This is a genomic window from Zestomonas ipomoeae, assembly GCF_057128665.1.
On record NZ_JBSKHQ010000007.1, the window covers coordinates 114,371 to 139,951 of the forward strand.

19 protein-coding genes are annotated in these 25,581 nt (G+C 66.3%); 10 read left to right on the forward strand and 9 right to left on the reverse strand.

From position 1 onward, the window contains the following. Positions 1-9 precede the first annotated feature (9 nt). Complete coding sequence (rapZ, locus tag ACWKV7_RS10540) at positions 10-867, forward strand: RNase adapter RapZ (protein WP_483857614.1); 858 nt, start codon at positions 10-12, stop codon at positions 865-867. A gap of 15 nt (positions 868-882) precedes the next feature. Next, positions 883-1,155 (forward strand): HPr family phosphocarrier protein, encoded by a 273-nt coding sequence (locus ACWKV7_RS10545; protein ID WP_483857615.1) that lies wholly within the window; start codon positions 883-885, stop codon positions 1,153-1,155. 32 nt (positions 1,156-1,187) lie between these two features. Here the strand turns inward: ACWKV7_RS10545 and pmbA are convergent, their stop codons facing one another. Further along, entirely contained in the window at positions 1,188-2,537 is a 1,350-nt protein-coding gene (pmbA, locus tag ACWKV7_RS10550; protein WP_483857616.1) for a metalloprotease PmbA, read from the reverse strand. Between the two features lie 114 nt (positions 2,538-2,651). On the opposite strand from pmbA, the gene yjgA reads away from it, so the two are divergent. Further along, complete coding sequence (yjgA, locus tag ACWKV7_RS10555) at positions 2,652-3,173, forward strand: ribosome biogenesis factor YjgA (RefSeq protein ID WP_483857617.1); 522 nt, start codon at positions 2,652-2,654, stop codon at positions 3,171-3,173. A gap of 80 nt (positions 3,174-3,253) precedes the next feature. Here the strand turns inward: yjgA and tldD are convergent, their stop codons facing one another. The 8 genes from tldD to mreB form a co-directional block, all read right to left on the reverse strand. After that, entirely contained in the window at positions 3,254-4,693 is a 1,440-nt protein-coding gene (gene tldD, locus ACWKV7_RS10560; protein WP_483857618.1) for a metalloprotease TldD, read from the reverse strand. A 2-nt stretch (positions 4,694-4,695) separates the two neighbouring features. Continuing rightward, positions 4,696-5,544 carry a carbon-nitrogen hydrolase family protein gene (locus ACWKV7_RS10565; protein ID WP_483857619.1) on the reverse strand — a complete coding sequence of 283 codons (849 nt, stop codon included), beginning with the start codon at positions 5,542-5,544 and terminating at the stop codon, positions 4,696-4,698. 43 nt (positions 5,545-5,587) lie between these two features. Next, positions 5,588-9,415 carry a YhdP family protein gene (locus tag ACWKV7_RS10570; RefSeq protein WP_483857620.1) on the reverse strand — a complete coding sequence of 1,276 codons (3,828 nt, stop codon included), beginning with the start codon at positions 9,413-9,415 and terminating at the stop codon, positions 5,588-5,590. 31 nt (positions 9,416-9,446) lie between these two features. Beyond that, positions 9,447-10,904 (reverse strand): ribonuclease G, encoded by a 1,458-nt coding sequence (gene rng, locus ACWKV7_RS10575; RefSeq protein ID WP_483857621.1) that lies wholly within the window; start codon positions 10,902-10,904, stop codon positions 9,447-9,449. 52 nt (positions 10,905-10,956) lie between these two features. After that, positions 10,957-11,541 carry a Maf family protein gene (locus tag ACWKV7_RS10580; RefSeq protein WP_483857622.1) on the reverse strand — a complete coding sequence of 195 codons (585 nt, stop codon included), beginning with the start codon at positions 11,539-11,541 and terminating at the stop codon, positions 10,957-10,959. A gap of 52 nt (positions 11,542-11,593) precedes the next feature. Beyond that, entirely contained in the window at positions 11,594-12,082 is a 489-nt protein-coding gene (mreD, locus tag ACWKV7_RS10585; RefSeq protein WP_483857623.1) for a rod shape-determining protein MreD, read from the reverse strand. Further along, the gene (mreC, locus tag ACWKV7_RS10590) at positions 12,082-13,035 is read right to left on the reverse strand and encodes a rod shape-determining protein MreC (RefSeq protein ID WP_483857672.1); all 954 of its coding nucleotides are present in this window, start codon (positions 13,033-13,035) and stop codon (positions 12,082-12,084) included. The genes mreD and mreC overlap by 1 nt, the downstream gene beginning before the upstream one ends. A 103-nt stretch (positions 13,036-13,138) precedes the next feature. Then, positions 13,139-14,176, reverse strand: coding sequence for a rod shape-determining protein MreB (gene mreB / locus ACWKV7_RS10595; RefSeq protein ID WP_483857624.1), 1,038 nt, complete (start codon positions 14,174-14,176; stop codon positions 13,139-13,141). A gap of 218 nt (positions 14,177-14,394) precedes the next feature. Here mreB and gatC point away from each other — a divergent pair, with 218 nt between their 5' ends. The 7 genes from gatC to ACWKV7_RS10630 all read left to right on the forward strand — a co-directional run bounded on the left by gatC (position 14,395) and on the right by ACWKV7_RS10630 (position 25,544). Further along, positions 14,395-14,682, forward strand: coding sequence for an Asp-tRNA(Asn)/Glu-tRNA(Gln) amidotransferase subunit GatC (gatC, locus tag ACWKV7_RS10600; RefSeq protein WP_483857625.1), 288 nt, complete (start codon positions 14,395-14,397; stop codon positions 14,680-14,682). 10 nt (positions 14,683-14,692) lie between these two features. Continuing rightward, a complete protein-coding gene (gatA, locus tag ACWKV7_RS10605; protein ID WP_483857626.1) occupies positions 14,693-16,144 on the forward strand; it encodes an Asp-tRNA(Asn)/Glu-tRNA(Gln) amidotransferase subunit GatA in 1,452 nt (483 codons plus the stop codon). Between the two features lie 11 nt (positions 16,145-16,155). Further along, positions 16,156-17,604, forward strand: coding sequence for an Asp-tRNA(Asn)/Glu-tRNA(Gln) amidotransferase subunit GatB (gatB, locus tag ACWKV7_RS10610; protein WP_483857627.1), 1,449 nt, complete (start codon positions 16,156-16,158; stop codon positions 17,602-17,604). 64 nt (positions 17,605-17,668) lie between these two features. After that, positions 17,669-18,082 carry a septal ring lytic transglycosylase RlpA family protein gene (locus ACWKV7_RS10615; RefSeq protein WP_483857628.1) on the forward strand — a complete coding sequence of 138 codons (414 nt, stop codon included), beginning with the start codon at positions 17,669-17,671 and terminating at the stop codon, positions 18,080-18,082. A 20-nt stretch (positions 18,083-18,102) separates the two neighbouring features. Then, positions 18,103-19,200 carry a calcium/sodium antiporter gene (locus tag ACWKV7_RS10620; RefSeq protein WP_483857629.1) on the forward strand — a complete coding sequence of 366 codons (1,098 nt, stop codon included), beginning with the start codon at positions 18,103-18,105 and terminating at the stop codon, positions 19,198-19,200. A 4-nt stretch (positions 19,201-19,204) separates the two neighbouring features. After that, positions 19,205-19,597: a carboxymuconolactone decarboxylase family protein gene (locus ACWKV7_RS10625; protein WP_483857630.1), complete on the forward strand. Its 393-nt coding sequence runs from the start codon at positions 19,205-19,207 to the stop codon at positions 19,595-19,597. Positions 19,598-19,733: 136 nt separating this feature from the next. Next, entirely contained in the window at positions 19,734-25,544 is a 5,811-nt protein-coding gene (locus ACWKV7_RS10630) for an alpha-2-macroglobulin family protein (protein WP_483857631.1), read from the forward strand. Positions 25,545-25,581: the final 37 nt, after the last annotated feature.

Here is a 25,581-nt window from a genome sequence, read left to right on the forward strand (position 1 = left end):
GGGTCCGACATGCGCTTGATCATCGTCAGCGGCCGCTCCGGCTCGGGCAAGAGCACCGCCCTCGATGTGCTGGAGGATAACGGCTTTTACTGCATCGACAATCTGCCGGCCGGCCTGCTCCCGGAGTTGGCCGAACGGGCCCTGCTGCATACCGAACTATTGCAACCCCAGGTCGCCGTTTCCATCGATGCGCGCAACCTGCCCAGCCACCTGCAGCGCTTTCCCGAGTTGCTCGACGAGGTGCGCGCCCGCCATATCCAGTGCGACGTACTCTATCTGGACGCCGATGACGAAGCCCTGCTCAAGCGCTTCTCGGAAACCCGCCGACGCCATCCGCTGACCGATGAGAACCGCTCGCTGGCCGAAGCCATCCAGGATGAGGCGCAGCTGCTGGGTCCGATTTCGGACCTGGCCGACCTGAAGATCGACACCACCCATCTGAATCTCTATCAGCTGCGCGATAGCATCAAGGTCCGCCTGCTGAACAAGCCGGAACCGGGCACCGCCTTTCTGGTCGAATCGTTCGGCTTCAAGCGCGGCATGCCGATCGATGCCGACCTGGTATTCGATGTCCGCTGTCTACCCAATCCCTACTGGAAACCCGACCTGCGTGATTTCTCGGGGCTGGATCAGCCGGTCATCGATTATCTGGCGGCCCAGCCCGACGTAGAGGAGATGTTCCAGGATATCCAAGCCTACCTGCATAAGTGGCTGCCACGCTTCGCGGCCAGCAACCGTGCGTATGTGACCATTGCCATTGGCTGCACCGGCGGCCACCACCGCTCGGTGTACCTGGCCGAACGTCTCGGCCGCGCGCTCAAACAACCATTGAAGAACGTTCAGGTCCGACACCGCGACCTTAGTTAGAAGGATTCAAGCGCGATGCCCGCCTGCGAGATAACCATCATCAACAAGCTGGGCCTGCATGCGCGAGCGGCCGCCAAATTCGTTGGCGTCGCCGGGCGCTTTCCCTGCCACGTACGGATTGGTCGGAACCCGCAGAGCCTGGTGGACGGCAAGAGCATCATGTCGGTGATGATGCTCGCCGCCGGCAAGGGCACCGACATCTACCTGCACACTGAAGGCGAGCAGGAGGAAGAAGCGCTGAGCGCGCTGATCGAGCTGATCAATAACCGCTTCGAAGAAGAGGAATAGGGCAGCACGCATCGCTGCCGCCCGGCCCGCCGCTAACTGCCTGCCACCGTCATCTTCTCGATCAGCACTGACCCTGTGCGGATGTTGCTGCGCAGCTCCAGGTCGCTGCCCACCGCCAGGATCTGGCGGAACATATCGCGCAGGTTGCCGGCGATGGTCACCTCCTGGACGGGGAACTGGATTTCGCCGTTTTCCACCCAATAACCACCGGCTCCCCGCGAATAGTCGCCGGTGACCATATTCAGCCCCTGCCCCATCAGCTCGGTCACCAGCAGACCCCGACCCATGCGGCGGATCAGCGCGGCCTGGCCCTCGTCGCCGTGGCTGACGAACAGGTTGTGCACGCCGCCGGCATTGGCCGTGCTGGGTAGGTTCAGCTTGCGCCCGGAATAGGTGCCGAGCACGTAGGAAACCAGTTCGCCGTCCTGTACGAAGGGCTTGGCGTAGGTGGCCAGGCCATCGCTATCGAATGCCGCGCTGCCCAGCGCGCGGGGGATGTGCGGACGTTCGTCCAGGCTCAGCCATTCGGGGAACAGCCGCTGCCCCAGCGCGCCTTCGAGGAACGACGATTTGCGATACAGGTTGCCGCCCGAAATAGCGGCGAGAAAATGACCGAACAGACCAGTGGCGGCTTCCGCGGCAAACAGCACCGGAACCTCGCAGGTGGCCACCGGACGGGCACCGAGACGACAGACCGCGCGCTCGGCGGCACGGCGGCCAATCTGGGTAGCATCGGCCAGGGCCTCGCCCTGGCGGCTGACGTCGTACCAGTAGTCGCGCTGCATCTGTCCTTCGCCCTCGGCGATCATCACGCAGCTCAGGCTGTGGCGGGTACTGGCATAACCGCCGATGAACCCATGGCTGTTGCCATAGACCCGGCAGCCACGATGGGTATTGAGGGTGGTGCCGTCGGCATTCTTGATGCGCGAATCGGTATCGAAAGCAGCCGCTTCGCAGGACAACGCCCTTTCGATGGCCTGTTCGGGGGTGATCGACCAGGGATGGAACAGGTCCAGTTCGGGCAGCTCGCGTGCCATCAGGTCCGCGTCCGCCAGCCCCGAGCATTCGTCTTCGGACGCATGCTGGGCGATCGCCAGGGCGGCGGCAACGGTTTCACGAATGGCCTCCTCGCCGGTCGCCGACGTGCTTGCCGAGCCCTTGCGCTTGCCGCTGTAGAGCGTGATGCCGAACCCCTGGTCACGATTGAATTCGACGGTTTCCACTTCGCGCTGGCGCACGGTGGTGGACAGCCCCTGCTCCACCGAGACCGAAACCTCGCAGGCACTGGCGCCCTGGCGCCGGGCCTCGGCGATGATGCGTTCGACCTTGGCCTGCAATTGCGCCAGGTCCTGCGGACCGACTGTTGACTCTGCTGCGCTCATAAAACACTCCTGAAGCGGTAGATCGTAGCGAACGGTACGGCCCTGACCATCGGCCTGGCACCTTGGCTTTACCGCTGCTGTTATCATGGCGGCGTTTCCCACTGGATCGCCCCCATGTCTGAATTTCACGACGACGCCTTCTCCGAGGAGAAGAGCAAATCCCAGGTCAAACGCGAGCTGCATGCCCTGCAGGAACTCGGTGAACGTCTGACCACTCTCAAGCCCGAGCTGCTCGACCGCCTGCCGCTCACCGAGCCGCTGCGCAAGGCGCTGGCCGATGCCTCCAAGCACACTGCGCACATCGCGCGCAAACGCCATATCCAGTACATCGGCAAACTGATGCGCGACCAGGACGTCGAGGCGATCCTCGCCCTGGTCGACCAACTGGATGCCTCGACCCGCCAGTACAACGAGCGCTTCCACGCGCTCGAGCGCTGGCGCGATCGCCTGGTGACCGATGGCGACGCCGCCCTTGAGAGCTTCGTCGCCGACTACCCGGAGGCTGACCGCCAGCACCTGCGCGGCCTGATCCGCCATGCCCAGCATGAAGCGGCGCGGAACAAACCGCCGGCCGCCAGCCGAAAGATTTTCAAATATATCCGCGAGCTGGACGAGACCAAGCGCGGACTGCGCTAGAGCAGCTACAAGCTGCGAGCCTCAGGCTGCAACAGAAACGCCTGCAGCTTGCAACCCATAGCTCGTAGCTTGCCCCTGCCTTACCCCGTACCTCCCACGGTAATGGCATCGAGCTTCAGGGTCGGCTGGCCAACGCCGACGGGCACCGATTGGCCGTCCTTGCCGCAGGTGCCGATGCCGCTATCCAGCGACAGGTCGTTGCCGACCATCGATACCCGCGTCATCACTTCCGGGCCGTTGCCGATCAGGGTGGCGCCCTTCACCGGCGCGCCCAGCTTGCCGTCCTCGATCAGATAAACCTCGCTGGTGGAAAAGACGAACTTGCCGCTGGTGATATCCACCTGGCCGCCACCAAGGTTGGCGCAGTAGATGCCCTTCTTCACCGAGGCGATGATTTCCGCCGGATCGCTCTGCCCGGCCAGCATGTAGGTATTGGTCATGCGCGGCATGGTCAGGTGCGAATAGGACTCGCGGCGCCCGTTGCCGGTCGGCGTCACGCCCATCAGGCGGGCATTCAGCTTGTCCTGCATGTAGCCCTTGAGCACGCCATTCTCGATCAGCGTGGTGCACTGGGTCGGGGTGCCCTCGTCGTCCATGCTCAGGGAGCCGCGTCGCCCCTCCAGGGTGCCGTCGTCGACGATGGTGCACAGGCTCGACGCGACCTTCTCGCCGACCCGGCCGCTGTAGGCGGAGCTGCCCTTGCGATTGAAATCCCCTTCCAGGCCATGACCGACCGCCTCATGCAGCAGCACGCCGGACCAGCCCGGCCCGAGCACCACCGGCAAGGTGCCGGCCGGCGCCGGCACCGCCTCCAGGTTGACCAGCGCCTGGCGCAGCGCTTCGCGCGCATAGCCCATGGCCCGGTCGTCCGCGAGGAAATAGCGATAGTCGGTGCGCCCGCCGCCACCATGGCCACCGCGTTCGCGGCGGCCGTTCTGCTCGACGATGACGCTGACATTGAAGCGCACCAGGGGCCGCACGTCGGCGCCCAGGCTGCCGTCGGCGGCTGCCACCAGCACACGCTCCCAGACGCCGGCAAGGCTCACGGTCACCTGCCTGATGCGCGGGTCGAGCGCACGGGTGGCAAGGTCGACGCGCTGCAGCAGTTCGACCTTCTCCGCTCGGCTGAGCACCTCCAGTGGGTTGTCCGGCCCATAAAGGCGGGCCACCTCGCGACTGGCGAAAGCCTGCACGCGGCCCTCCTGACCGGCGCGGGCGATCGAACGCGCGGCGCGCGCCGCCAGGCTCAGCGCCTCGGGGGTGATCGCGTTGCTGTAGGCGAAGCCGGTCTTCTCGCCGGACAGCGCCCGCACGCCGACACCCTGGTCGAGGTGGAAACTGCCTTCCTTGACGATGCCGTCCTCCAACACCCAGGTTTCCGAGACCTGGCCGTGGAAGTAGAGGTCGGCGGCGTCGATGCCGGGTCCGGACAGCTCGCCGAGGATCGGCTGCAGCCGCTCGATGTCCAGGCCACCGGGGGCCAGCAGGTGGTCACTAACGGATAACAACAACTCGCTCATATTCACTCCGAGGCTATCGGCCGTTGCACGGTCGACACTGAAAAACGTCGGTGCTGCTGCACCGGCATGCGCTGACGGATCGCCGTCTGTTCCTGGACATCGCGACGGGCCAGCAGAAGCGCTTCCCCCTGCTCCCGCTCAGCGAGCACCCGGCCCCAGGGATCGACGATGGTCGAGTGGCCGAAGGTCTCCCGGGGCCCGGGATGCACGCCGCCCTGATTGGCCGCGAGCAGGTAACACTGGGTCTCGATGGCCCTCGCCCGCACCAGCACCTGCCAATGCGCCGCGCCGGTCACCGCGGTGAAGGCCGACGGCGCGCTGATCAACTCCGCTCCCGCCTCACGCAGCGCGCTGTACAGCTCGGGAAAGCGCAGGTCGTAGCAGACCGTCAGCCCCAGGCGCCCGACCGGCGTGTCCGCCACCACCAGGTCGGCGCCATGGGCATAGTCATCGGACTCCCGGTAGCGGCCGCGGCTGTCGGCGATATCGACGTCGAACAGGTGCAGCTTGTCGTAGCGCGCGACCTGCTGGCCCTGGTCGTCGACCAGCAGCGAGCAGGCATGTGACTTGGCGTCCGGTCGCCCTTGGGGCGGCAGCGGCAAGGTCCCGGCGACTATCCATAACCTTAGGTCGCGAGCCGTGCGTTGCAACCATGGCAGGATCGGCCCTTCCCCCAGTGCCTCGGCGCGGCCGAGCGCGGCCAGGTCGCGACGCCCCATGGCGGCAAAGTTTTCCGGCAGCACGGCAAGCCGCGCTCCCGCTTCGGCTGCCTGCTCCAGCAGGCGACGAGCGGTGGCCAGGTTAACTGGTACGTCTTCCTGGCTGACCATCTGGATGACGGCGAAGTTCATGATCTGCAGTCCCTGGCGAGCGCGCCCTCGCGCTCGTCGTCGGCTATTGGGGTTTCTCGAACGGCTTGTCGAAGGTGATCTTCGGGTCCTGCCAGGCGCCCTGGACCTTGTATTGCACGCTGGCGAACCGCGCCACCCGGTCGCCGAGCAGCTTGTCGACCACGAACAGCGCGCCACCGATGGCCGGCGCACCGACGATCAGCGCCGCCAGCGGCAGGTTGTTGGTGACCGGCAGGGTCACCAGCAGCTTGGCATCCACCTGATCGTTGGCCAGATCGAGGGTACCGTCCAGTTCGAGGTTGCTCGAGGGGCCGGTCAGAGTGATCGGCGTGCGCGTCACGTAAACCCCATCGTTGCCCTCCAGCGTACCCTTGACCCGGTCGTAGCTGAGTCCCTTGCCGAGCAGGTCGGAGAAGTCCAGGCGCAGCCGCCGGCCAATCGAGTTGAAATTGAGCAGGCCGAACACGCGCAGGGCCTGGGCGCCGCCCTCGACCTCGACGAACTGTCCTTTACGCAGGCTGGCATCCAGCGTGCCGGTGAAATGTTTGACACCGACCTGCGCTGGCGAGCCCGGCCAGCGGCCATCCGCATCGAGACGAAAGCGCTCGCTGGTGGCGCTCGGCGCGAAATTCCAGGCCCGCAGCACATCGGCCAGGTTCTGTCCCTCCAGACGGCCCTTGAACCAACTGCTGGTATTGCCCGCAGTGCCTTGCCAGCCGGCCGTGCCGCTGATGTCGAGCCCCTTGAGTCCCAGTTGCAGCTCGTCGAAGCGCACGCCGTCGCTCACCGGCCGAGCCTTCAGCGACCAGGCGCCGAGCAGGCTGTCGCCCTGGAACAGCTGGCCGATGCGTACATCCAGCGCCGGAATCTGGCGGGGGTCCACCGCCGCCAGGGGGTCGGCACGCTCCGCGCTTGCCGCTGGCGAGAGGTCGCTGGCCGGCAGGCGCAGGTAGTCGAGGTCGACGTCGATGGGCGCAGCGGCGGCCTCTGGCAAGCCGACCCGTCCCTTGAGCCGCTGACTGTCCAACGCCAGTTGCCAGCCGGCGTCGCCGCGCGACAGGTTGACGTCCAGCCCCTCGAGCGTGGTACCGAAGCCCTGGAAGCGCTGGATATGCAAGTCGGCGCCCCGCAGCAACTGCTTGGCATCGGCATCCGGCTTGGCCACGAACGGCGCCAGCGCCGCCTGCCAGGCCGACCAGTCCAGCTCTTCCAGGCTGCCGCGGATACGCAGACCGGCGTCGGTCGGCAGGCTTGCCGCCGCGCCGAGGCGCAGCTCGCCGCGGGCACCGGCCAGTTGCCCGGGCGCCGCGGCCAGGCTGAGGCTGGCCAAGTCGCCATAGTCGAACCAGTAGCGCCGCTCGGCGCCGGCCAGGGTCATGCGCAGCTGGCTTTCGCGGGAGGCCTGCGCGGGCTTGGCGAACGGCTCCGGCAGATCGACGGCCAGGCCCTGGAGGCTGGACTGCACGCGCAACTGGCTATCGACGCCATCCAGGATCAATTGCAGTCGGTAGGGCAGCTCACCGGCCAGCGGCAGGGGTTGCCGCACGCCCAGCCAGTTGCCCAGCGCGGTCCAGGCCACCCGGCCATCGGCTTCGATGCGAGTGCGGACATGCCCCTCGCTGCCCTCGGCGAAGGCCTTGCCGCGCACCGCGTGGCCCAGCGCCTGGGCACGGATGTCCGACGCGCTGAGCCCGCTGGCGTTGTCGAAGCGGAACGCGCCGGCCAGTTTCGTGAGTTCCAGTGCCGGCTGGCTCAGGCGCAGGGTCGCGCCCTCGGTGGCGAAGTCGACCTGCACGCGGGCCGGTCGTGCCTCTTTGCGCAGAGGAATATCCAGCTTCAACCTGCCGGCCAGGGGCCCCTCTCCGTGCCAGCCGGCAAACGTCTCGGCGGTTCCCAGCGGCGCGTCCTTGAGTATGCGCAGGGCGTCGCCCAGGCTGCTGTCCAGCTCGCCGTCCAGCGCCAGGCGCGGCGCCTGGCCACCACTGGCATGGGGAATGTCCACCGCGACGTCGCGCACCCGGCTGTCCAGCAGGCGGCCCTCGGGTACCCGCACGCGCACACCGCTGTCTTCGATGAACACGTCGCCACGGGCTTCGCGCAGGGCCGGCCAACCGGGCTGGAAGGCCAGTTCGGCATCGCGCACCTTGAAGAACAGGCTGAGGCTGCGCGCTTCGTCGGCCGCGCCTTTGTTCAATGAGCCCTGGTACTGGAAGTAGCCTTCGTCCACGGTGCCGCCGCGAATCGCCTGCTTCAGCCAGTCGGCCAGAGCCGGGCTGAGGCCCGGGGACAGCGTCGGCAGGTATTTCTCCGTATAGCGGGCGTCGCCTTCACGCAGGCCGACCCGCAGGTCCATGTAGTCCTCGGTGTCCGGCGGCAGGGTAATGCGGATCAGGAAATCGCCGGCGATGCGGCCCTCCTCGCCAAGCACTTGCAGGTAGGGGCTGCGCAGGGTGAACGCCTGCTCGTCCAGGTGCCAGGTAAGCAGTGCGTTGGCCTGCTGGTAGCGCCAGGGGGTCGGAAACAGGTGATCCAGATGCAGGGCGAAGTTCTCGGTGGCCAGGCGCAGCTCGCCCTGGGTGAGGTCGCCAGTGATGCTGCCGCTGACGTTTTCCGCCGCTGGCGCGCCGTGGTAGGCGCCAAAGCCGAGCTGGTCGAGGTTGGCGGCGAATCGGACCCGCTCGCCGCGGCTTGCCTGCGGACGATACTGCACATCCAGGTTCTCCGCGGCGCCACGCGGCCGCAGGGCCTCGAGCGCTTGTGCCGCGGTGTCGGGCAGCGGCGCCAGGGCTTGGATCAGCGGCGTCAGCGGCGCCAGGTCGATGCGATCGGCGCGCAGGTGCCACACTTCGTCCACCTGCGCCGAGCCCTCGCGTCGATCCAGGGCCAGCCGCGCCTCGCCCCAGCGGGTATCGCCCATGCTCAGGGCCAGCGAATCGAGCAGCAGGTCGAAGCCATCGCCATCGCGCTGGAAATAGGCGGCCAGCGCCAGATCCTGAACCTGCGCGGCCTTGCGCTTGCCATAGGCGCCCGCTAATTCCGGTGCGTGCAACCGCGCCACTGCGCGCTGCGCGCTGCCCTGCGTCCAGTCGAGCCACAGCTCCCCGCCCGCACGCAGCCGCTCGACCCGCCAGTCGCGGGTCAGCCGCCTGGGCAGCCAGCGCGCCCAGTCGCTCTGCGGCAGGCTGAGGTAGAGCTGCGCAGCGCTGTCCTGCCAGCGCCGGGCGTCGAGACGGGTGCGCAGGCTCCAGCTGAGCGGCTGGCCATCCGGCAGGACCAGGCGCCCATCCAGCCGCTGGGCATCGGCGCCGCCCTGCAGGGTGAAGCCGAAATAAGTCAGGCTGAGCGGTTCCGCCCCCTGTGGTTCGAGTACGACCTGGCTGTCGAGCAGCGTCAGCGAGCCGATCTGTCGCAGTGTCGCGAACAGCGGCGCCGGGTCGAATGGTTGGGTATCCTGGCGCGTCGGCAAGCCTTCCAGGCGCCACCGCCCGTCTTCGTCCTCGCTGAGGTTGAGCTGCAGCCCTTCCAGCTCCAGCGCGGCCAGGCGCGGCTGGCGTGCCAGCACGCTGGCCGGCACGTCGGGCACCAGGCGCAGCTGTTCCAGGCGCACGGCGCCGTCACCGTCGCCGAGTTGCACATCATGGGCGATCAGCAGCGGCGACAGGCGTTGCCAGCGCCCCTCCAGGCGGCCGATGTGCACCGGCATGCCGGCGACAGCCTGCAGCTTGTCCTGCACCTCATCGCGATACTCCGCCACCATCGGCACCAGCTCGCGGCCGAGACTGACATAGAGTGCCGCCAGTACCAGCACCAGCGCGCAGAAGCCGAGCAGGCCACGCAGCAGGGAAACCAACCAGTCGAGCAGTCGCGTCATTGCCTACCGCCCGCCGCCCGGGACGCGCCGTTCAGAGCAGCACCACATCGTACTGTTCCTGGGAATACATGCTCTCGACCTGGAACTTGATGGTACGGCCGATGAAGGCCTCCAGGTCGGCGACGTTGCCCGATTCCTCGTCGAGCAGCCGGTCGACCACCTTCTGGTTGGCCAGCACCAGGTAGCCTTCGGCTTGGTAGGCGCGGGCTTCGCGCAGGATCTCGCGGAAGATTTCGTAGCAGATGGTTTCCGGGGTTTTCAGCTTGCCGCGCCCCTGGCAGCTCTCGCAGGGCTCGCAAAGCACCTGCTCGAGGCTCTCGCGGGTCCGCTTGCGGGTCATCTGCACCAGGCCCAGCTCGGTGATGCCGATGATGTTGGTCTTGGCGTGATCGCGTTCCAGTTGCTTTTCCAGCGTGCGCAGCACCTGGCGCTGGTGCTCTTCGTCTTCCATGTCGATGAAGTCAATGATGATGATGCCGCCGATGTTGCGCAGCCGCAGCTGCCGGGCGATGGCGATGGCCGATTCGAGGTTGGTCTTGAAGATGGTTTCCTCGAGGGTGCGGTGGCCGACGAAGGCGCCGGTATTGACGTCGATGGTGGTCATCGCCTCGGCCGGATCGATGATCAAGTAGCCGCCGGACTTGAGCATCACCTTGCGCTCCAGGGCCTTCTGGATCTCGTCCTCGACCCCGTAGAGATCGAAGATCGGCCGCTCGCCGGGGTAGTGCTCGATGCGGTCGGAGATTTCCGGCATCAGCTCGGCGACGAACTGGTTGACCTTCTGGAAGGTTTCGCGGGAATCGATGCGGATTTTCTCGATCTTCGGGTGCACCAGGTCGCGCAGCGTGCGCAGGGCCAGGGACAGGTCTTCGTAGATCACCGATGGCGCGCTGGCGGTTTGCATCTGCGCGGCGATCTGGTCCCAGAGCCGGCGCAGGTAGCGGATGTCCACCAGGATCTCGTCGGCGCCGGCGCCGTCGGCGGCGGTACGCAGGATGAAGCCGCCGGCCTCCTCGATGCCCTCGGCCGCCACGCAGTCGGCGACCACCTGCTTGAGTCGGTCGCGTTCGCCCTCGTCCTCGATCTTCAGCGAGATGCCGACATGGCTGGTGCGCGGCATGTATACCAGGTAGCGCGAGGGAATCGACAGCTGGGTGGTCAGCCGCGCGCCCTTGGTACCGATGGGGTCCTTGGTCACCTGGACAACCAGGCTCTGGCCGTCATGCACCAGCGCGCTGATGCTCTCCACCGCGCTGCCTTCGCGGCTGGAAATCTCCGAGGCATGGATGAAAGCTGCGCGCTCCAGGCCAATGTCGACGAAGGCCGCCTGCATGCCCGGCAGCACGCGCACCACCTTGCCCTTGTAGATATTGCCGACGATGCCGCGGCGCTGCGTGCGCTCCACGTGCACTTCCTGCAGCACACCGTTTTCCACCACCGCCACGCGCGATTCCATCGGCGTGATATTGATCAGGATCTCTTCGCTCATGCTGATTCTCTGAGGGCCGTTGCATGCCGCTTGAAAGACTCGCCGCGCGCGGCTAGACAGTCCAGCAGGGAATACCGAAGTCGGCGAGCAGCTGCGCGGTTTCGCACAGTGGCAGGCCGACCACGCCCGAATAACTGCCTTCGATTCGGCTGACGAATACCGCCGCCAGCCCCTGGATAGCATAGCCACCCGCCTTGTCCGCCGGCTCGCCGGTAGCCCAGTAGGCCGTGGCCTCGTGTTCGTCGATGGCCCGCATGCTCACCCGGCTGGTCACCAGCCGCGCCTCGCAACGCTGCGCATTGGCGAGTGCCACGGCGGTAAGTACCTGGTGCTCGCGTCCGGACAACGCCCGCAACATGGCCAGCGCCTGCTCGCGGTTCTCCGGCTTGCCGAGGATCTGTCCATCGAGCACCACCGAGGTATCGGCACCGAGCACCACGGCGTCGTCGGCGTCCTGCAGCGCGGCCAAGCCCGCCACCGCCTTGGCGCGCGCCAGACGCTCCACATAGGCCTCGGCCGGCTCGTTCGGCAAGGGAGTCTCATCGATGCTGGCGCCAAGTGTGACGAAGGGCACGGCGATCTGCGCCAGCAGTTCGCGCCGGCGCGGCGAGGCGGAGGCCAGGTAGAGCATGGCCATGCAGACTTCTCCCTGTCGCGGCGTGAAGGGCGGCGAACCGGCCGCAGGCCGCTTAGTTGAGGTTGAGGCGCAGGTGCAGGCTGCGCAGCGCGGAGAATACCCAGGGCCAGAGCAACGCACTGACCACCGCCGGCAGCACGAAGGCCAAGGTCGGCGGGCGATTGCCGGTCAGCGCATTGAGCCACAGCTGTACCAACTGGGCGAGCCCGAACACCACCAGCAGGACCAGGCTCTGCTGCCAGACCGGGAACATGCGCAGGCGCTGATGCAGCGACAGCACCAGGAACACGATAAAGGTGAGGATCAGCGCGTTCTGTCCGAGCAGCGTGCCGTACAGCACGTCCTCGGCGAGGCCGAGCAGCCAGGCGGTGGTCATGCCGACCCGATGCGGCAGCGCCAGGGTCCAGTAGGTGATGAACAGCGCCAGCCAAAGCGGCCGACCGATCTCCATGAAACTCGGCAGCGGCGCCACGCTGAGCAGCAGCGCCAGCGCAAGGCTCAGCCAGATCACCCAGCCATTCGCGGCACGCGCAGCGGCCATCAGTGTGCCTCCTCGGTGGGCGCGGTCGGCCCCGGTGCTGGCGCCGACGCCGGTTCATCGGCCTTGTCGGCGGCCTCGCGATCGGCTGCCTCCTGGGCCACCGCGGCGTCGTTGGCCCGCTGTTCCGGTGTACGGGTATCGGTGAACACCAGCAGCACGTAGCGGCTGCGATTGAGCATCGCCGTAGGCACGCCGCGCACGATGGCGAACGGTTGGCCGGAGTCGTGGATTACCTCCTTCACCGTGGCCACCGGATAGCCGGCCGGGAAGCGTTGGCCGAGCCCGGAACTGACCAGCAGGTCGCCTTCCTTGATGTCGGCGGTATCGGCCACATGGCGCAACTCCAGGCGCTCCGGATTGCCGGTACCGACGGCGATGGCGCGCAGTCCGTTGCGATTGACCTGTACCGGAATGCTGTGGGTGGTGTCGGTGAGCAGCAGCACGCGGGCGGTATAGGGCATGACCTCGACTACCTGCCCCATCAGGCCGGTGGCATCGAGCACCGGTTGACCGAGGAAGACGCCGTCCTCGCTGCCCTTGTCGATCAGGATGCGGTGGGTGAAGGGGTTGGGATCGACGCCGATCAGCTCGCCGACCAGCACCTTCTCGTCCACCAGCGCGGCGGAGTTGAGCAACTCGCGCAGCCGCACGTTCTGCTCGGTCAGGGTCGCCAGCTTCTGCAAGCGACGCTGCATCAACAGGGCCTCGGCCTTGAGCTTCTGGTTCTCGGCGAGCAACTCGCTGCGGCTGGTGAACTGCTGGCTGATGCCATCCCACAGACGTACCGGCAGGTCGCTCAGCCAATACAGCGGGGTCAGCACCATGCCCATCTGGCTGCGCACCGGCTTGAGCGTATCGAAACGGGCATCCACCACCATCAGCGCAGCCGAAAGCACAGCCAGCACCAACAGGCGCGTACCGAGCGAAGGACCTTTGGTGAAAAGCGGTTTGATGGCGAGTTCCTCACAGCCGCAAAGCTTCAAGCGCTATGCGGCAAGCTGAAAAGCAGCGTCGGGCCGGAGTCCAGCTTGCAGCTTGAAGCTTGCCGCGCGTGGCTTACTCGGTGGACAGCAGATCCATCGCGTGCCGGTCGATCATTTCCAGGGCACGACCGCCGCCACGAGCCACGCAGGTCAGCGGGTCCTCGGCGACGATCACCGGCAGGCCGGTTTCCTGGGACAGCAGCTTGTCCAGGTCGCGCAGCAGCGCGCCGCCGCCGGTCAACACCAGGCCGCGCTCGGCGATATCAGAGGCGAGCTCCGGCGGGGATTGCTCCAAGGCGCTCTTGACCGCCTGGACGATGGTCGCCAGGGATTCCTGCAGCGCTTCGAGCACTTCGTTGGAATTGAGGGTGAAGCTGCGCGGCACGCCCTCGGCGAGGTTGCGGCCGCGCACATCGATCTCGCGCAGCTCGGCGCCGGGGAAGGCGGTGCCGATTTCCTGCTTGATACGTTCGGCGGTGGATTCGCCGATCAGGCTGCCGTAGTTGCGGCGCACATAGGTGACGATGGACTCGTCGAAGCGGTCGCCGCCAACCCGCACGGACTCGGCGTAGACCACGCCGTTGAGGGAAATCAGCGCAATCTCGGTGGTGCCGCCGCCGATATCGACGACCATCGAGCCGCGGGCTTCTTCCACCGGCAGGCCGGCACCGATGGCGGCGGCCATGGGTTCTTCGATCAGGAACACTTCACGGGCGCCGGCGCCGAGGGCCGACTCGCGAATGGCGCGGCGCTCCACCTGGGTGGACTTGCACGGCACGCAGATCAGCACGCGCGGCGACGGCTGCAGGAAGCTGTTTTCATGAACCTTGTTGATGAAGTACTGCAGCATCTTCTCGCAGACGCTGAAGTCGGCGATCACGCCGTCCTTCATCGGGCGAATGGCGGAAATATTGCCGGGAGTACGGCCGAGCATGCGCTTGGCTTCGGTACCGACCGCCACCACGCTCTTCTGATTGCCATGGGTGCGGATGGCGACAACCGACGGTTCGTTGAGAACGATACCGCGTTCGCGCACATAAATAAGGGTATTGGCAGTGCCCAGGTCGATCGACAGATCGCTGGAAAACATGCCACGCAGTTTCTTGAACATGGGAGAGGGACCCTAGGCAACGCGTGGGTAAAAAAGTGCGGCAAACTCTATCAACGGGCGGCCTTTTGGGCAAGGCGCCGTCTGTGCTAAATTGCCGGTTTTTCTGGGCCTCGCTGCCCATCATGGCGGCTTTTGACCGCACGCTTGCGCAATCCGTTCCGCGCAATACCTCGCATGCTCACCCGCCCGTTTCCGCTGGTTTTAGTTGGAGAACCCCGATGGCGCTTGAACGCTCCGACGTGGAAAAGATCGCTCACCTGGCCCGACTGGGCCTGAACGACGCCGATGTCCCACGTACCACCGAGACCCTCAATAACATTCTCGGCCTCATCGACCGCATGCAGGCGGTGGACACCACCGGCATCGAGCCCCTGGCCCACCCGCTGGAAGCTACCCAGCGCCTGCGTCCCGACCAGGTCACCGAGGAAAACCGCCGCGACGCCTACCAGGCCATCGCGCCGGCCGTGGAAGACGGCCTCTACCTGGTGCCCAAGGTGATCGACTAAGGAAACGGACATGCATCAATTGACCCTGGCCGGGATCGCCCGCGGGCTCGCCGGCAAAGAATTCTCCGCCGAGGAGCTGACCCGCGCCCTGCTCGCGCGCATCCAGCAGCTCGACCCGCAGCTGAACAGCTTCATCAGCGTCACCGAGGACCTGGCCCTGCAACAGGCCCAGGCCGCCGACGCCCGCCGCGCCGCCGGCGAGAGCGGCGCCCTGCTCGGTGCGCCCATCGCCCACAAGGACCTGTTCTGCACCCAAGGCATTCGCACCAGTTGCGGATCGCGCATGCTCGACAATTTCCAGGCTCCCTATGACGCCACCGTGGTGGCCAAGCTGGCCGCCGCCGGCGCGGTGTGCCTGGGCAAGACCAACCTCGACGAGTTCGCCATGGGTTCGGCCAACGAATCCAGTCACTACGGTGCGGTGAAGAACCCCTGGAACCTCGCCCATGTGCCCGGCGGCTCCTCCGGCGGTTCCGCCGCTGCGGTGGCGGCCCGCCTGATTCCGGCCGCGACCGGCACCGACACCGGCGGCTCGATTCGCCAGCCGGCGGCCTTCACCAACCTCACCGGTATCAAGCCCACCTACGGCCGCGTTTCGCGCTGGGGCATGATCGCCTACGCCTCCAGCCTCGACCAGGGCGGCCCACTGGCCCGCACCGCTGAGGACTGCGCGCTGATGCTCGGCGCCATGGCGGGCTTCGACACCAAGGATTCCACCAGCGTCGACCAGCCGCTGGACGACTACCTGGCCAGCCTGAACCAGCCGCTGGCCGGCCTGCGCATCGGACTGCCGAAGGAATACTTCGGCGCTGGCCTCGACAGCCGCATCGCCGACGCGGTGATGGCCTGCGTCGCGCAGCTGAAGAAGCTCGGCGCCACGGTCAAGGACATCAGCCTGCCGAACATGCAGCACGCGATTCCGGCCTACTACGTGATCGCCCCCGCCGAAGCCAGCTCCAACCTGTCGCGATTCGACGGTGTGCGCTTCGGCTACCGCTGCGACAACCCCAGCGACCTCACCGACCTGTACAAGCGCTCCCGCGCCGAGGGCTTCGGCGCCGAAGTCAAGCGCCGCATCATGGTCGGTACCTACGCGCTGTCGGCCGGCTACTACGACGCCTACTACCTGAAGGCGCAGAAGATCCGCCGCCTGATCAAGAACGACTTCGTCGCCGCCTTCCACGAGGTGGACGTGATTCTCGGCCCGACCACCCCGAGCCCGGCCTGGAAGCTCGGCGAGAACAGCAACGACCCGGTCGCCGAGTACCTGCAGGACATCTACACCATCACCGCCAACCTCGCCGGCATACCGGGGCTTTCCATGCCCGCCGGCTTCGTCGACGGCCTGCCGGTGGGCGTGCAACTGCTCGGCAACTACTTCCAGGAAGGTCGCCTGCTCAACGTGGCGCACCAGTACCAGCAAGTCAGCGACTGGCACACTCGCGCTCCGGCCGGATTCTGAGGAACACGCACATGCAATGGGAAATCGTGATCGGGCTGGAAATCCATGCCCAGCTCAGCACCCAATCGAAGATTTTTTCCGGCAGCGCCACGGCCTTCGGCGCCGAGCCCAACACCCAGGCCAGCCTGGTCGACCTTGGCATGCCCGGCGTGCTGCCGGTGCTCAATGAAGAAGCGGTGCGCATGGCCTGCAAGTTCGGCCTGGCGATCGATGCCGAGATCGGCCGCAGCAATGTCTTCGCCCGCAAGAACTACTTCTACCCGGACCTGCCAAAGGGCTACCAGATCAGCCAGATGGACCTGCCCATCGTTGGCAAGGGCCACCTGGACATCACCCTGGAAGACGGCACCGTCAAGCGCGTCGGCATCACCCGCGCGCATCTGGAGGAAGACGCCGGCAAGAGCCTGCACGAAGACTTCCACGGCATGAGCGGCATCGACCTGAACCGTGCCGGCACCCCGCTGCTGGAGATCGTCTCCGAGCCGGACATGCGCAGCGCCAAGGAAGCCGTGGCCTATGCCAAGGCCATCCATGCCCTGGTGCGCTACCTCGGCATCTGCGACGGCAACATGGCCGAAGGCTCGCTGCGCTGCGACTGCAACGTCTCGGTGCGGCCCAAGGGCCAGGCCGAGTTCGGCACCCGCTGCGAGATCAAGAACGTCAACTCGTTCCGCTTCATCGAGAAGGCCATCAACCATGAGGTGCAACGGCAGATCGAGCTGATCGAGGACGGCGGCCAGGTGGTGCAGGAAACCCGCCTGTACGACCCGAACAAGGACCAGACCCGCTCCATGCGCAGCAAGGAGGAAGCCAACGACTACCGTTACTTCCCCGACCCCGACCTGCTGCCGGTAGTGATCGAGCAGGACTTCCTCGACGCCGTGCGCGCCACCCTGCCGGAACTGCCGACACAAAAGCGCGAACGCTTCCAGAGCCAGTTCGGCCTGTCCGCCTACGACGCCAGCGTGCTCTCCGCCAGCCGTGAGATGGCCGACTACTTCGAGCAGGTCGAGAAAATCTGCGGTGATGCCAAGCTGGCCGCCAACTGGGTAATGGGCGAACTGTCCAGTCTGTTGAACAAAGACAACCTGGAAATCGAGCAGTCGCCGGTAACCGCCGAGCAGTTGGGCGGCATGATCCTGCGCATCAAGGACAACACCATCAGCGGCAAGATCGCCAAGATGGTATTCGAGGCTCTGGCTGCCGGCGAAGGCGCCAGCGCCGACGAGATCATCGAGAAGAAGGGACTCAAGCAGGTCACCGACTCGGGCGCCATCGAAGCCATGCTCGACGAGGTACTGGCCGCCAATGCCGCGCAGGTCGAGCAGTACCGCGCCAGCGACGAAGCCAAGCGCGGCAAGATGTTCGGTTTCTTCGTCGGCCAGGCGATGAAGGCCTCCAAGGGCAAGGCCAACCCCGGCCAAGTGAACGAACTGCTGAAGAAAAAACTCGAAGGCTGATCGACCGGTGCCAGGTGCGATCTCCGCGCCGGGCACCGCCAACCGGCCAACAAGGAGTCGAGAGGTGTCCGTTCCCGCTGCGCGCACCTTCACTTTCCCTCGGGCACCGCTGCTGGTGCTGGCGCTGCTGCTGGGCGGCTGTGCCGGCACGCCGCCGAGCAGCGAAACACCCACCACCGACGACTATGTCGCCGAGGGCAAGGCGTCCTACTACGGGGCCCGGCACCACGGCAAACGCACCGCCAGTGGCGAGCTGTACGACCAGAACGCCTTGACCGCCGCCCACCGCAACCTGCCATTCGGCAGCCGGGTGCGGGTAACCAACCTGAACAACCGCAAGAGCGTGGTGGTGCGCATCAACGACCGCGGCCCCTATGCGCGCGGTCGCATCATCGACCTGTCCCGAAAAGCCGCGCAACAGATTGACATGCTCGAAGCCGGCGTCGTGCCGGTACGATTGCAGGCCATCAGCGAATGACCGCTATTTTGGAGTTTTAAATGACCGCAATGACCTTCGTCTACCTGATCGCTGGCCTGGTGCTGCTGGTCGCCGGCGCCGAAGTGCTGGTACGGGGCGCCGCCAAGCTGGCAGCACAGTTCGGCATTCCGCCGCTGGTGATCGGTCTCACGGTGGTGGCCTTCGGCACCAGCGCACCGGAAACCGCAGTCAGCGTGCAGTCCGCCCTGAACGGCAGCGGCGACCTGGCCATCGGCAATGTGGTCGGCAGTAATATTGCCAACGTGCTGCTGATCCTCGGCCTGACCGCCCTGATCGCGCCGCTGATCGTCTCGCGCCAGCTGATCCGCCTCGACGTGCCGATCATGATCGGTGCCAGCCTGGTGGTCTTCGCCCTCGCCTGGGATGGCGCCCTGAGCAAGCTCGACGGCGCGCTGCTGTTCGCCGGCGTGCTGGCCTACACCGCTTTCCTGATCGTCAGCAGCCGCAAGGAAAAGGCCGCCAGCGCCGACGACGAGTTCGCCAAGGAATTCGGCCTCGAAGCAGCGCCCAAGCCCTATGCCTGGCTGCTCAACCTGGGGTTGATCATCGTCGGCCTGGCTCTGCTGGTGGGCGGCTCCAACCTGCTGGTCGAAGGCGCGGTGAGCCTGGCGCGTGCCCTGGGCCTGTCGGAGCTGGTGATCGGCCTGACCGTGATCGCCATCGGCACCTCGCTGCCGGAGCTGGCCACCTCGATCCTCGCCGCCTTCAAAGGCGAGCGGGACATTGCCGTGGGCAACATCGTCGGTAGCAACATCTTCAACCTGCTCTGCGTGCTGGGCCTGGCATCGCTGGTGTCGCCGCTGCCCATCTCGGTGTCGCCCAACGCACTGGCTTTCGATTTCCCGGTGATGATCGCGGTAGCGGTGGCCTGCCTGCCGATCTTCTTCTCCAGCTACTGCATCAACCGCTGGGAAGGCCTGCTGTTCTTCGGCTACTACCTGGCCTACACCCTCTACCTGGTGCTGTTCGCTACCGGCGCCTCGGCGCTCGACGAATTCCGCCACGGCATGGCCGTATTCGTCCTGCCGCTGACCGCCGTGACCCTGCTGGTGGTCGGTGCCCGCGCCTGGCACAAGCAACGCGATGCCAAGGCCTGACGCCATGAACGACAATCACGAACGCGGCCTGCAAGCGCGCCGCGAAGTCATGGGCGACACCTTCGTCGAGCGCGCCCTCGGTAACGCCACCGCGTTCAGCCAGCCGCTGCAGCACTTCGTCAACGAGCACGCCTGGGGCGCGGTGTGGACCCGCGAGGGCCTGGACCGCAGGACGCGAAGCCTTATCACCCTCGCCGCGCTCACCGCGCTGAAGTGCCCGCAGGAACTCAAGGGCCATGTGCGCGGCGCATTGAACAACGGCTGTACCCTCGAGGAAATCCGCGAAACCCTGCTGCATTGCGCCGTCTATGCCGGCACACCGGCAGCCATCGACGCCTTCCGTGCCGCGCAGGAAGCGATCGATGGCTGGCATGGAGAGCAGCCCGAAGCGGAGTGACCCAGCTCACAGTTCGGCGCAATGCCTTGCATTTCGCCGAACCGCCATGATGGCCAAATGGGCATAATTAGCCACCTCGGTTTTCCATTCCACCCGGTTCGCGGGCGCAACGCCCGCACCTACAGCAGGGATGCTCATGTTCGCCTCGATCAAACGGATCAGCCGCCGCGTGTTGTCGGCCTTCGCCCTGGTTTTCCTCGTCGTCTTCCGCCTGCTGCGCTGGCTGCTGGCCGGCCTGGTCGGCCACTGGCAGCCGCCGTTCTGGCTACGCAAACTCTGGCAAGGCTTCTGCGCGGTGGGCCGCTGGCTACGCGCGCGACCGAAACAGACGGCAATGACCCTCGCCTGCCTGGCCGTACTCGGCGGCGCCGGCGGCTATGCCTGGCACTGGTACCAGAACCTGCCAGTCCCTCACACGGTGGCGTATTCGGTGCATCAGCCCAACCTCACCGTGTACGGTCATGCCGAGCCCCGCATCGACACGCTGAGGGTGAACTTCGCCGAATCCAGCGCGCCGCTGGAAGCCATCGGCCAGGCGGTCACGACTGGCATCGACATGACGCCGGAGCTGGAAGGCACCTGGCACTGGGCCAATGATCGCAGCCTGACCTTCACGCCGGCCGGCGACTGGCCGATCGACCAGACCTACCACGTCGTGCTCGATCAAGAGCGACTGCTGGCCGATGGGGTGCTGCTCAAGCAGTATGAATTCGACTTCCGCACTCAGCCGTTCAGCGCCACCCTCGCCCAGCGCGAGCTTTACCAGGACCCGGTGGTGCCGAGCCTGAAGAAGCTGGTGGCAACCTTCCGCTTCTCTCACCCGGTGGATGAAGAATCCTTCCGCACCCGCGTCGCGGTGGAACTGGAGCGCGGCCTGGAATACCGCGACAAGGACCAGCCGCCGACCCCGAGCGTCAGTTTCAGCAAGGACAAGCTGAGCGCCTACGTGCACTCGGCGCCGCTGGCGACCCCACTGGAAAGTGCCACCGTGAGCCTTGGCGTGGAAAAGGGCATCAAGGCCCGCGACGGCGGCAACGAAACCAGCCAGGGCCTCTATACCTCGGTCACCGTGCCCGGGCGCTACCGCCTGAGCTTTGGCGGCAGCGGCATCCAGTTCGTCGACGACGAGCGCGGCGATCCCGAGCCGGTGCTGATGTTCAGCAGTTCCAGCGCGGTGAGCGACGAGGCCATCGCCGATCAAGTGCAAGCCTGGCTGCTGCCCGCGCGTAACCCGAACAACGGCGACTATTGGGGAGAGGATCTGGTCACCGAGGAAATCCTCGCGACGTCCGAACGCCTTAAGCTGACCCATATTCCTAGTGTCGAGCCGCTGAACAGTCTGCACGCCTTCAAGTTCAAGGCCGCTCCCGGCCGCTATCTATACGTGAAAGTGGCGGCCAAGGTCGAAGCGGTCGGCGGCTACTTGGCCAAGGACCCGACCTACAGCCTGCTGCGCATGCCGGCCTACCCGCGGGCACTGCGTTTTCTTTCCGATGGTGCGCTGCTCAGCCTCGGCGGCGAACAGCAGCTCGGTTTCATGGCCCGCGGCGTGGCCGGCGCCCAGGTGGAAATCGCCCGCCTGCTGCCCAACCAGCTGCATCACCTGATCGACCAGAACAGCGGCAGCTTCGCCCGGCCGAGTTTCTCCAACGACTACTTCGACCGCCTGGTCGAACGCATGGACCTGACCCTGCCGCTGAACGCCGACGACCCGGCGAAGACCCAGTATGGCCATGTCGACCTCACGCCCTACCTGACCGCCAAGGGCGGCCGCCACGGCATCTTCGTGATCAAGCTCAGCGCCCAGGACAACCCGAGCCGGCAGACCTTCGATTACTACTACGACGACAACCCGACCAACGACCTGCGCTTCGTGGTGGTGACCGACCTCGGCATCATCGCCAAGCGCAGCAGCGACGGCAGCCATGACCTGTTCGTGCAATCGCTGAGCAACAGCGGGCCGGTGGTCGGCGCCACGGTCGAAGTGATCGGCCGCAACGGCTTGCCGGTGATCAGCGGACAGACCGATGAGAACGGCCAGGCCCACTTCGCCAAGCTCGACGAACTGCAGCGCGAGAAGACTCCGCTGATGTACGTCGTCAGTTACGGCAACGACCAATCCTTCCTGCCGGTGGCACGCAACCAGCACCGCCTCAACCTGTCGCGCTTCGACATCGGCGGCGAATACGACGGCGGCGTGCCGGATCGCCTCAGTGCCTATCTGTTCAGCGATCGCGGCCTGTATCGCCCCGGCGAGACCGCGCACCTGGGCATGATCGTGCGCAGCGCCGACTGGAAGGCGCAACTGCGCGGCCTGCCGGTGGAATTGGATATTCGCGATCCGCGCGGCCAGAGCGTGCTGCGCCAGTCGCTGAAGCTTTCCGCCAGCGGTTTTGAAAGCCTCGATTTCACCAGCAGCGAAGCGGCACCGGCCGGCACCTACAGCGCCACCCTGCGCCTGATCGACGACAACGGCCGCCGCAGCGAGTTGGGCAGCACCGAATTCAAGGTGCGCGACTTTGAACCGGACCGCATGAAGGTCAAGGTCAGCCTGGCCGAGAAGCCGGTGAAGGGCTGGATCGCCCCCACCGCCGTGCAGGCCCGACTCAAGGCCATGCATCTGTTCGGCGCGCCGGCTGCCGATCGCCGAGTGACCGCCGAAATGACCCTGTCGCCGGCCTACGCGGCGTTCGATGGCTACGGCGACTATCGCTTCCGCATCAACAACTCGCTCGGCGAACACAGCACCGAAGAATTGGAAGAAAGCCAGACCGACGCCGAGGGCGCGACCCGCTTCGACCTGCGCCTGAATCGCTTCGCCTCCAGTACCTACCGCCTCACCCTGCTGGCGCGGGTGTTCGAGGCCGAGGGGGGGCGCAACGTCGCCGCCCAGAGCAGCCTGATGGTCTCCTCAGCGCCCTGGTTGGTGGGCGTCAAGAGCGTCGACTCGCTGAGCTACGTGAGCAAGGGCGCCAAGCGCGAGGTGCACTGGCTGGCCATCGGTCCCGACCTGCAGCCGCTGGCGGTCGACGGCCTGACCACCGAGCTGATCGAGCATCGCTACGTGTCGGTGCTGGTCAAACAATCCAACGGCACCTACAAGTACGAGTCGCGCATCAAGGACCTGCCGCTGGGCAGCCAACCACTTAATGTCGCCGCTGGCGGCACCCTGCAGACGCTGGTCACCAGCGAGCCGGGCGATTTCACCCTGACCCTCAAGACTGCCGACGGCACGCCGCTGAACCAGGTGCACTACAGCGTCGCCGGCCGCGGCAACGCCAGCCGCTCGCTGGAGCGCAACGCCGAGTTGCAACTGCGCCTGAACCAAAGCAGCTACGCCCAGGGCGACGAGATCGAAATCAGCATCCGCGCGCCCTACACCGGTGCCGGGCTGATCACCATCGAACGCGACAAGGTCTACGCCCACCAGTGGTTCCGCGCCGACAGCACCAGCAGCGTGCAGCGCATTCGCCTGCCCGAGGGACTGGAAGGCAATGCCTACGTCAACGTGCAGTTCGTCCGTGACAGCGCTTCGCCCGAGGTCTACATGAGCCCACTGTCCTATGGCGTGGCGGCGTTCGGCATCGATCTCGATCGACGCCGCATTCCGCTGCGTATCGAGGCGGCCGAGCACATCGAGCCGGGCCAGACCCTGCAGATGACCGTACACAGCGACCGCCCCGGCCGCGCGGTGGTCTACGCGGTTGACGAGGGCATCCTGCAGGTCGCCCGCTACCAGGCGCCGGACCCGCTCAAGCAGTTCTTCCGCAAGCGCGCCCTGGAAGTGCAGACCAGCCAGATCCTCGACCTGCTGCTGCCGGAATTCAGCCGCCTGCTGCAAGCCGCGGCACCCGGAGGCGACGGCGAGGACCTGCTCGCCGCGCACCTCAATCCGTTCAAGCGCAAACGCAAACTGCCGGTGGCCTGGTGGTCCGGGCTGATCGACCTGCCCGAAGGCGAAACCACGCTGAGTTACGAGGTGCCGGACAGTTTCAATGGCAAGCTGCACCTGTTCGCCGTGGCGGTGGACGACAGCCGCATCGGCGTCGCCGAGGCGAGCAGTGACGTACGCGGCCCGCTGGTGATCACCCCCAACGTACCGGCCTTCGTCGCGCCGGGCGATGTGTTCAAGGTCAGCGCCGGGGTGTTCAACAACCTGCCGCAGGTCGCCACGGTCAGGTTCTCGCTGGAAACCAGCGCCGGCCTGAAGGTGGAGAGCATCGACCGCCCCGAACTGGAACTCGCGCCGAGGCGCGAAGGCGTGGTCGAAGTCAGCCTGCGTGCCTTGGAAGCCCTCGGCTCGGCGGATATGCGCTTCGTCGCCACCCTGGCCGACGGCAAGCGCGTGCAGATCGCCGAAACCACCTCGGTACGGCCGCTGGTCGAGCGCCGTGTAGCCCTGCAGCTGGGCCGTTTCACCAGCTCCAGCCACGAGGTGCCGGTCAGCCGCGACCTTTATCCCGAGCTGCGCGACGTGCAGTTCGGTGCCGGCGGCTCGCCGCTGGTATGGGCCAGCGGCCTGCAAAGCTACCTGGACAACTACGGCTACAGCTGCACCGAGCAACTGGTTTCCAAGGCCATGCCGGCTCTGGTTTGGGGCAGCTCTGCCGAAGGCGTCACCCCCGAGGCACTGCCGGCCTTCGACAGCGCCGTGCGTATCCTGCGCCAGCGGCAGAACTCGAGCGGCGGTTTCGGCCTCTGGGCGGCCAACCCGGAAGTGGTGCCGTTCGCCAGCCTGTACGCCACCGATTTCCTGATCGAGGCCAAGGAGCGCAACTATCCGGTACCGGGCGATCTGCTCAACCGCGCCAACAGCTACCTCTCGGAGCAGGCCAACGGCCCCAGCGAAGGCCTCGCCGAACTGCGCGAACGTGCCTACGCCGCCTACCTGCTGACCCGCCAGGGCGTGGTCACCAGCGGCGCACTGGCGGACATCCGCGAGCGCTACGAGACCTACTACAGCCGCAACTGGCAGCAGGACATCGGCGCGGCCTACCTCGCCGCCAGCTACAAGTTGCTGAAGCAGGACAAGCAGGCGGACAAGCTGTTCGAGCAGCAGGCCTGGCGCACCGTCGAGAAGAGCTGGACCCGCTACGGGCTGTACTACGACCCGCTGGTACACGACGCCGAGCACCTGCGCCTGCTGGCCAAGCACTTCCCGGAACGCCTCGACGAGGTACCGCTGGAGCTGCTCGACAGCCTCGGCGAACGGCTCAGCGAACAGCGCTACAACTCGCTGTCCGCCGCCCTGCTGCTGCGCGCCCTGGACAGCTACGGCGAGCGCGCCGAGCAAGACCTCGACCTGCGCACCAGTGCCTGGCTCGGAAAACAGAACGAACAGCCGCTGGAGCTGAGTGGCAAACCACCGCGCGCCCCGGTATTGGCCGCAACCAAGATGCTGCTGTTGCGCAAGAGCGGCGACGCCCCGGCGTTCTACATGCTCAGCGAAGCCGGCTACGACCGCGGCACGCCGGACAAGGTGATCAGCGATGGCCTGGAAGCGGTGCACGAGTACCTCGACCTGGACGGCCAGCCGGTCCGGCAGGTCAAGGTCGGCGACGAGTTCTTGGTGCGCCTGCGCCTGCGCGCCAAGGAACATGACCAGGTGCGCCAGGTGGCGGTGGTCGACCTGCTGCCAGGCGGCGTCGAACCGGTCTACAAGCAGCCGGCACTCAGCGACGAAGAAAGCCAAGACGAGGCACCGAGCTGGCAGCCGCCAGTAGGTGAACCGGGCATGAGCGACTGGCATCCGGACTTCGCCGACGTGCGCGACGACCGCGTGGTGCTCTACGGCACCGTCTACCGCAACGCCGCGACCTTTACCTACCGCGTACGCGCCACCAACGCCGGCACCTTCGGCACGCCGCCGGCCTACGCCGAAGGCATGTACGACAGCCGCCTGCAGGCCCGCAGCAAGGCCGGCACACTGGAAATCGTCAAACCCTGAAGTGCTGGCCGGATGCGCGCATCCGGCCAGCGATGAG

Bases quoted from the DNA above. Each gene is read 5' to 3' on its own strand.
- rapZ (WP_483857614.1), top strand. From the start codon at position 10: ATGCGCTTGATCATCGTCAGCGGCCGCTCCGGCTCGGGCAAGAGCACC.
- ACWKV7_RS10545 (WP_483857615.1), top strand. From the start codon at position 883: ATGCCCGCCTGCGAGATAACCATCATCAACAAGCTGGGCCTGCATGCG.
- pmbA (WP_483857616.1), bottom strand. From the start codon at position 2,537: ATGAGCGCAGCAGAGTCAACAGTCGGTCCGCAGGACCTGGCGCAATTG.
- yjgA (WP_483857617.1), top strand. From the start codon at position 2,652: ATGTCTGAATTTCACGACGACGCCTTCTCCGAGGAGAAGAGCAAATCC.
- tldD (WP_483857618.1), bottom strand. From the start codon at position 4,693: ATGAGCGAGTTGTTGTTATCCGTTAGTGACCACCTGCTGGCCCCCGGT.
- ACWKV7_RS10565 (WP_483857619.1), bottom strand. From the start codon at position 5,544: ATGAACTTCGCCGTCATCCAGATGGTCAGCCAGGAAGACGTACCAGTT.
- ACWKV7_RS10570 (WP_483857620.1), bottom strand. From the start codon at position 9,415: ATGACGCGACTGCTCGACTGGTTGGTTTCCCTGCTGCGTGGCCTGCTC.
- rng (WP_483857621.1), bottom strand. From the start codon at position 10,904: ATGAGCGAAGAGATCCTGATCAATATCACGCCGATGGAATCGCGCGTG.
- ACWKV7_RS10580 (WP_483857622.1), bottom strand. From the start codon at position 11,541: ATGGCCATGCTCTACCTGGCCTCCGCCTCGCCGCGCCGGCGCGAACTG.
- mreD (WP_483857623.1), bottom strand. From the start codon at position 12,082: ATGGCCGCTGCGCGTGCCGCGAATGGCTGGGTGATCTGGCTGAGCCTT.
- mreB (WP_483857624.1), bottom strand. From the start codon at position 14,176: ATGTTCAAGAAACTGCGTGGCATGTTTTCCAGCGATCTGTCGATCGAC.
- gatC (WP_483857625.1), top strand. From the start codon at position 14,395: ATGGCGCTTGAACGCTCCGACGTGGAAAAGATCGCTCACCTGGCCCGA.
- gatA (WP_483857626.1), top strand. From the start codon at position 14,693: ATGCATCAATTGACCCTGGCCGGGATCGCCCGCGGGCTCGCCGGCAAA.
- gatB (WP_483857627.1), top strand. From the start codon at position 16,156: ATGCAATGGGAAATCGTGATCGGGCTGGAAATCCATGCCCAGCTCAGC.
- ACWKV7_RS10620 (WP_483857629.1), top strand. From the start codon at position 18,103: ATGACCGCAATGACCTTCGTCTACCTGATCGCTGGCCTGGTGCTGCTG.
- ACWKV7_RS10625 (WP_483857630.1), top strand. From the start codon at position 19,205: ATGAACGACAATCACGAACGCGGCCTGCAAGCGCGCCGCGAAGTCATG.
- ACWKV7_RS10630 (WP_483857631.1), top strand. From the start codon at position 19,734: ATGTTCGCCTCGATCAAACGGATCAGCCGCCGCGTGTTGTCGGCCTTC.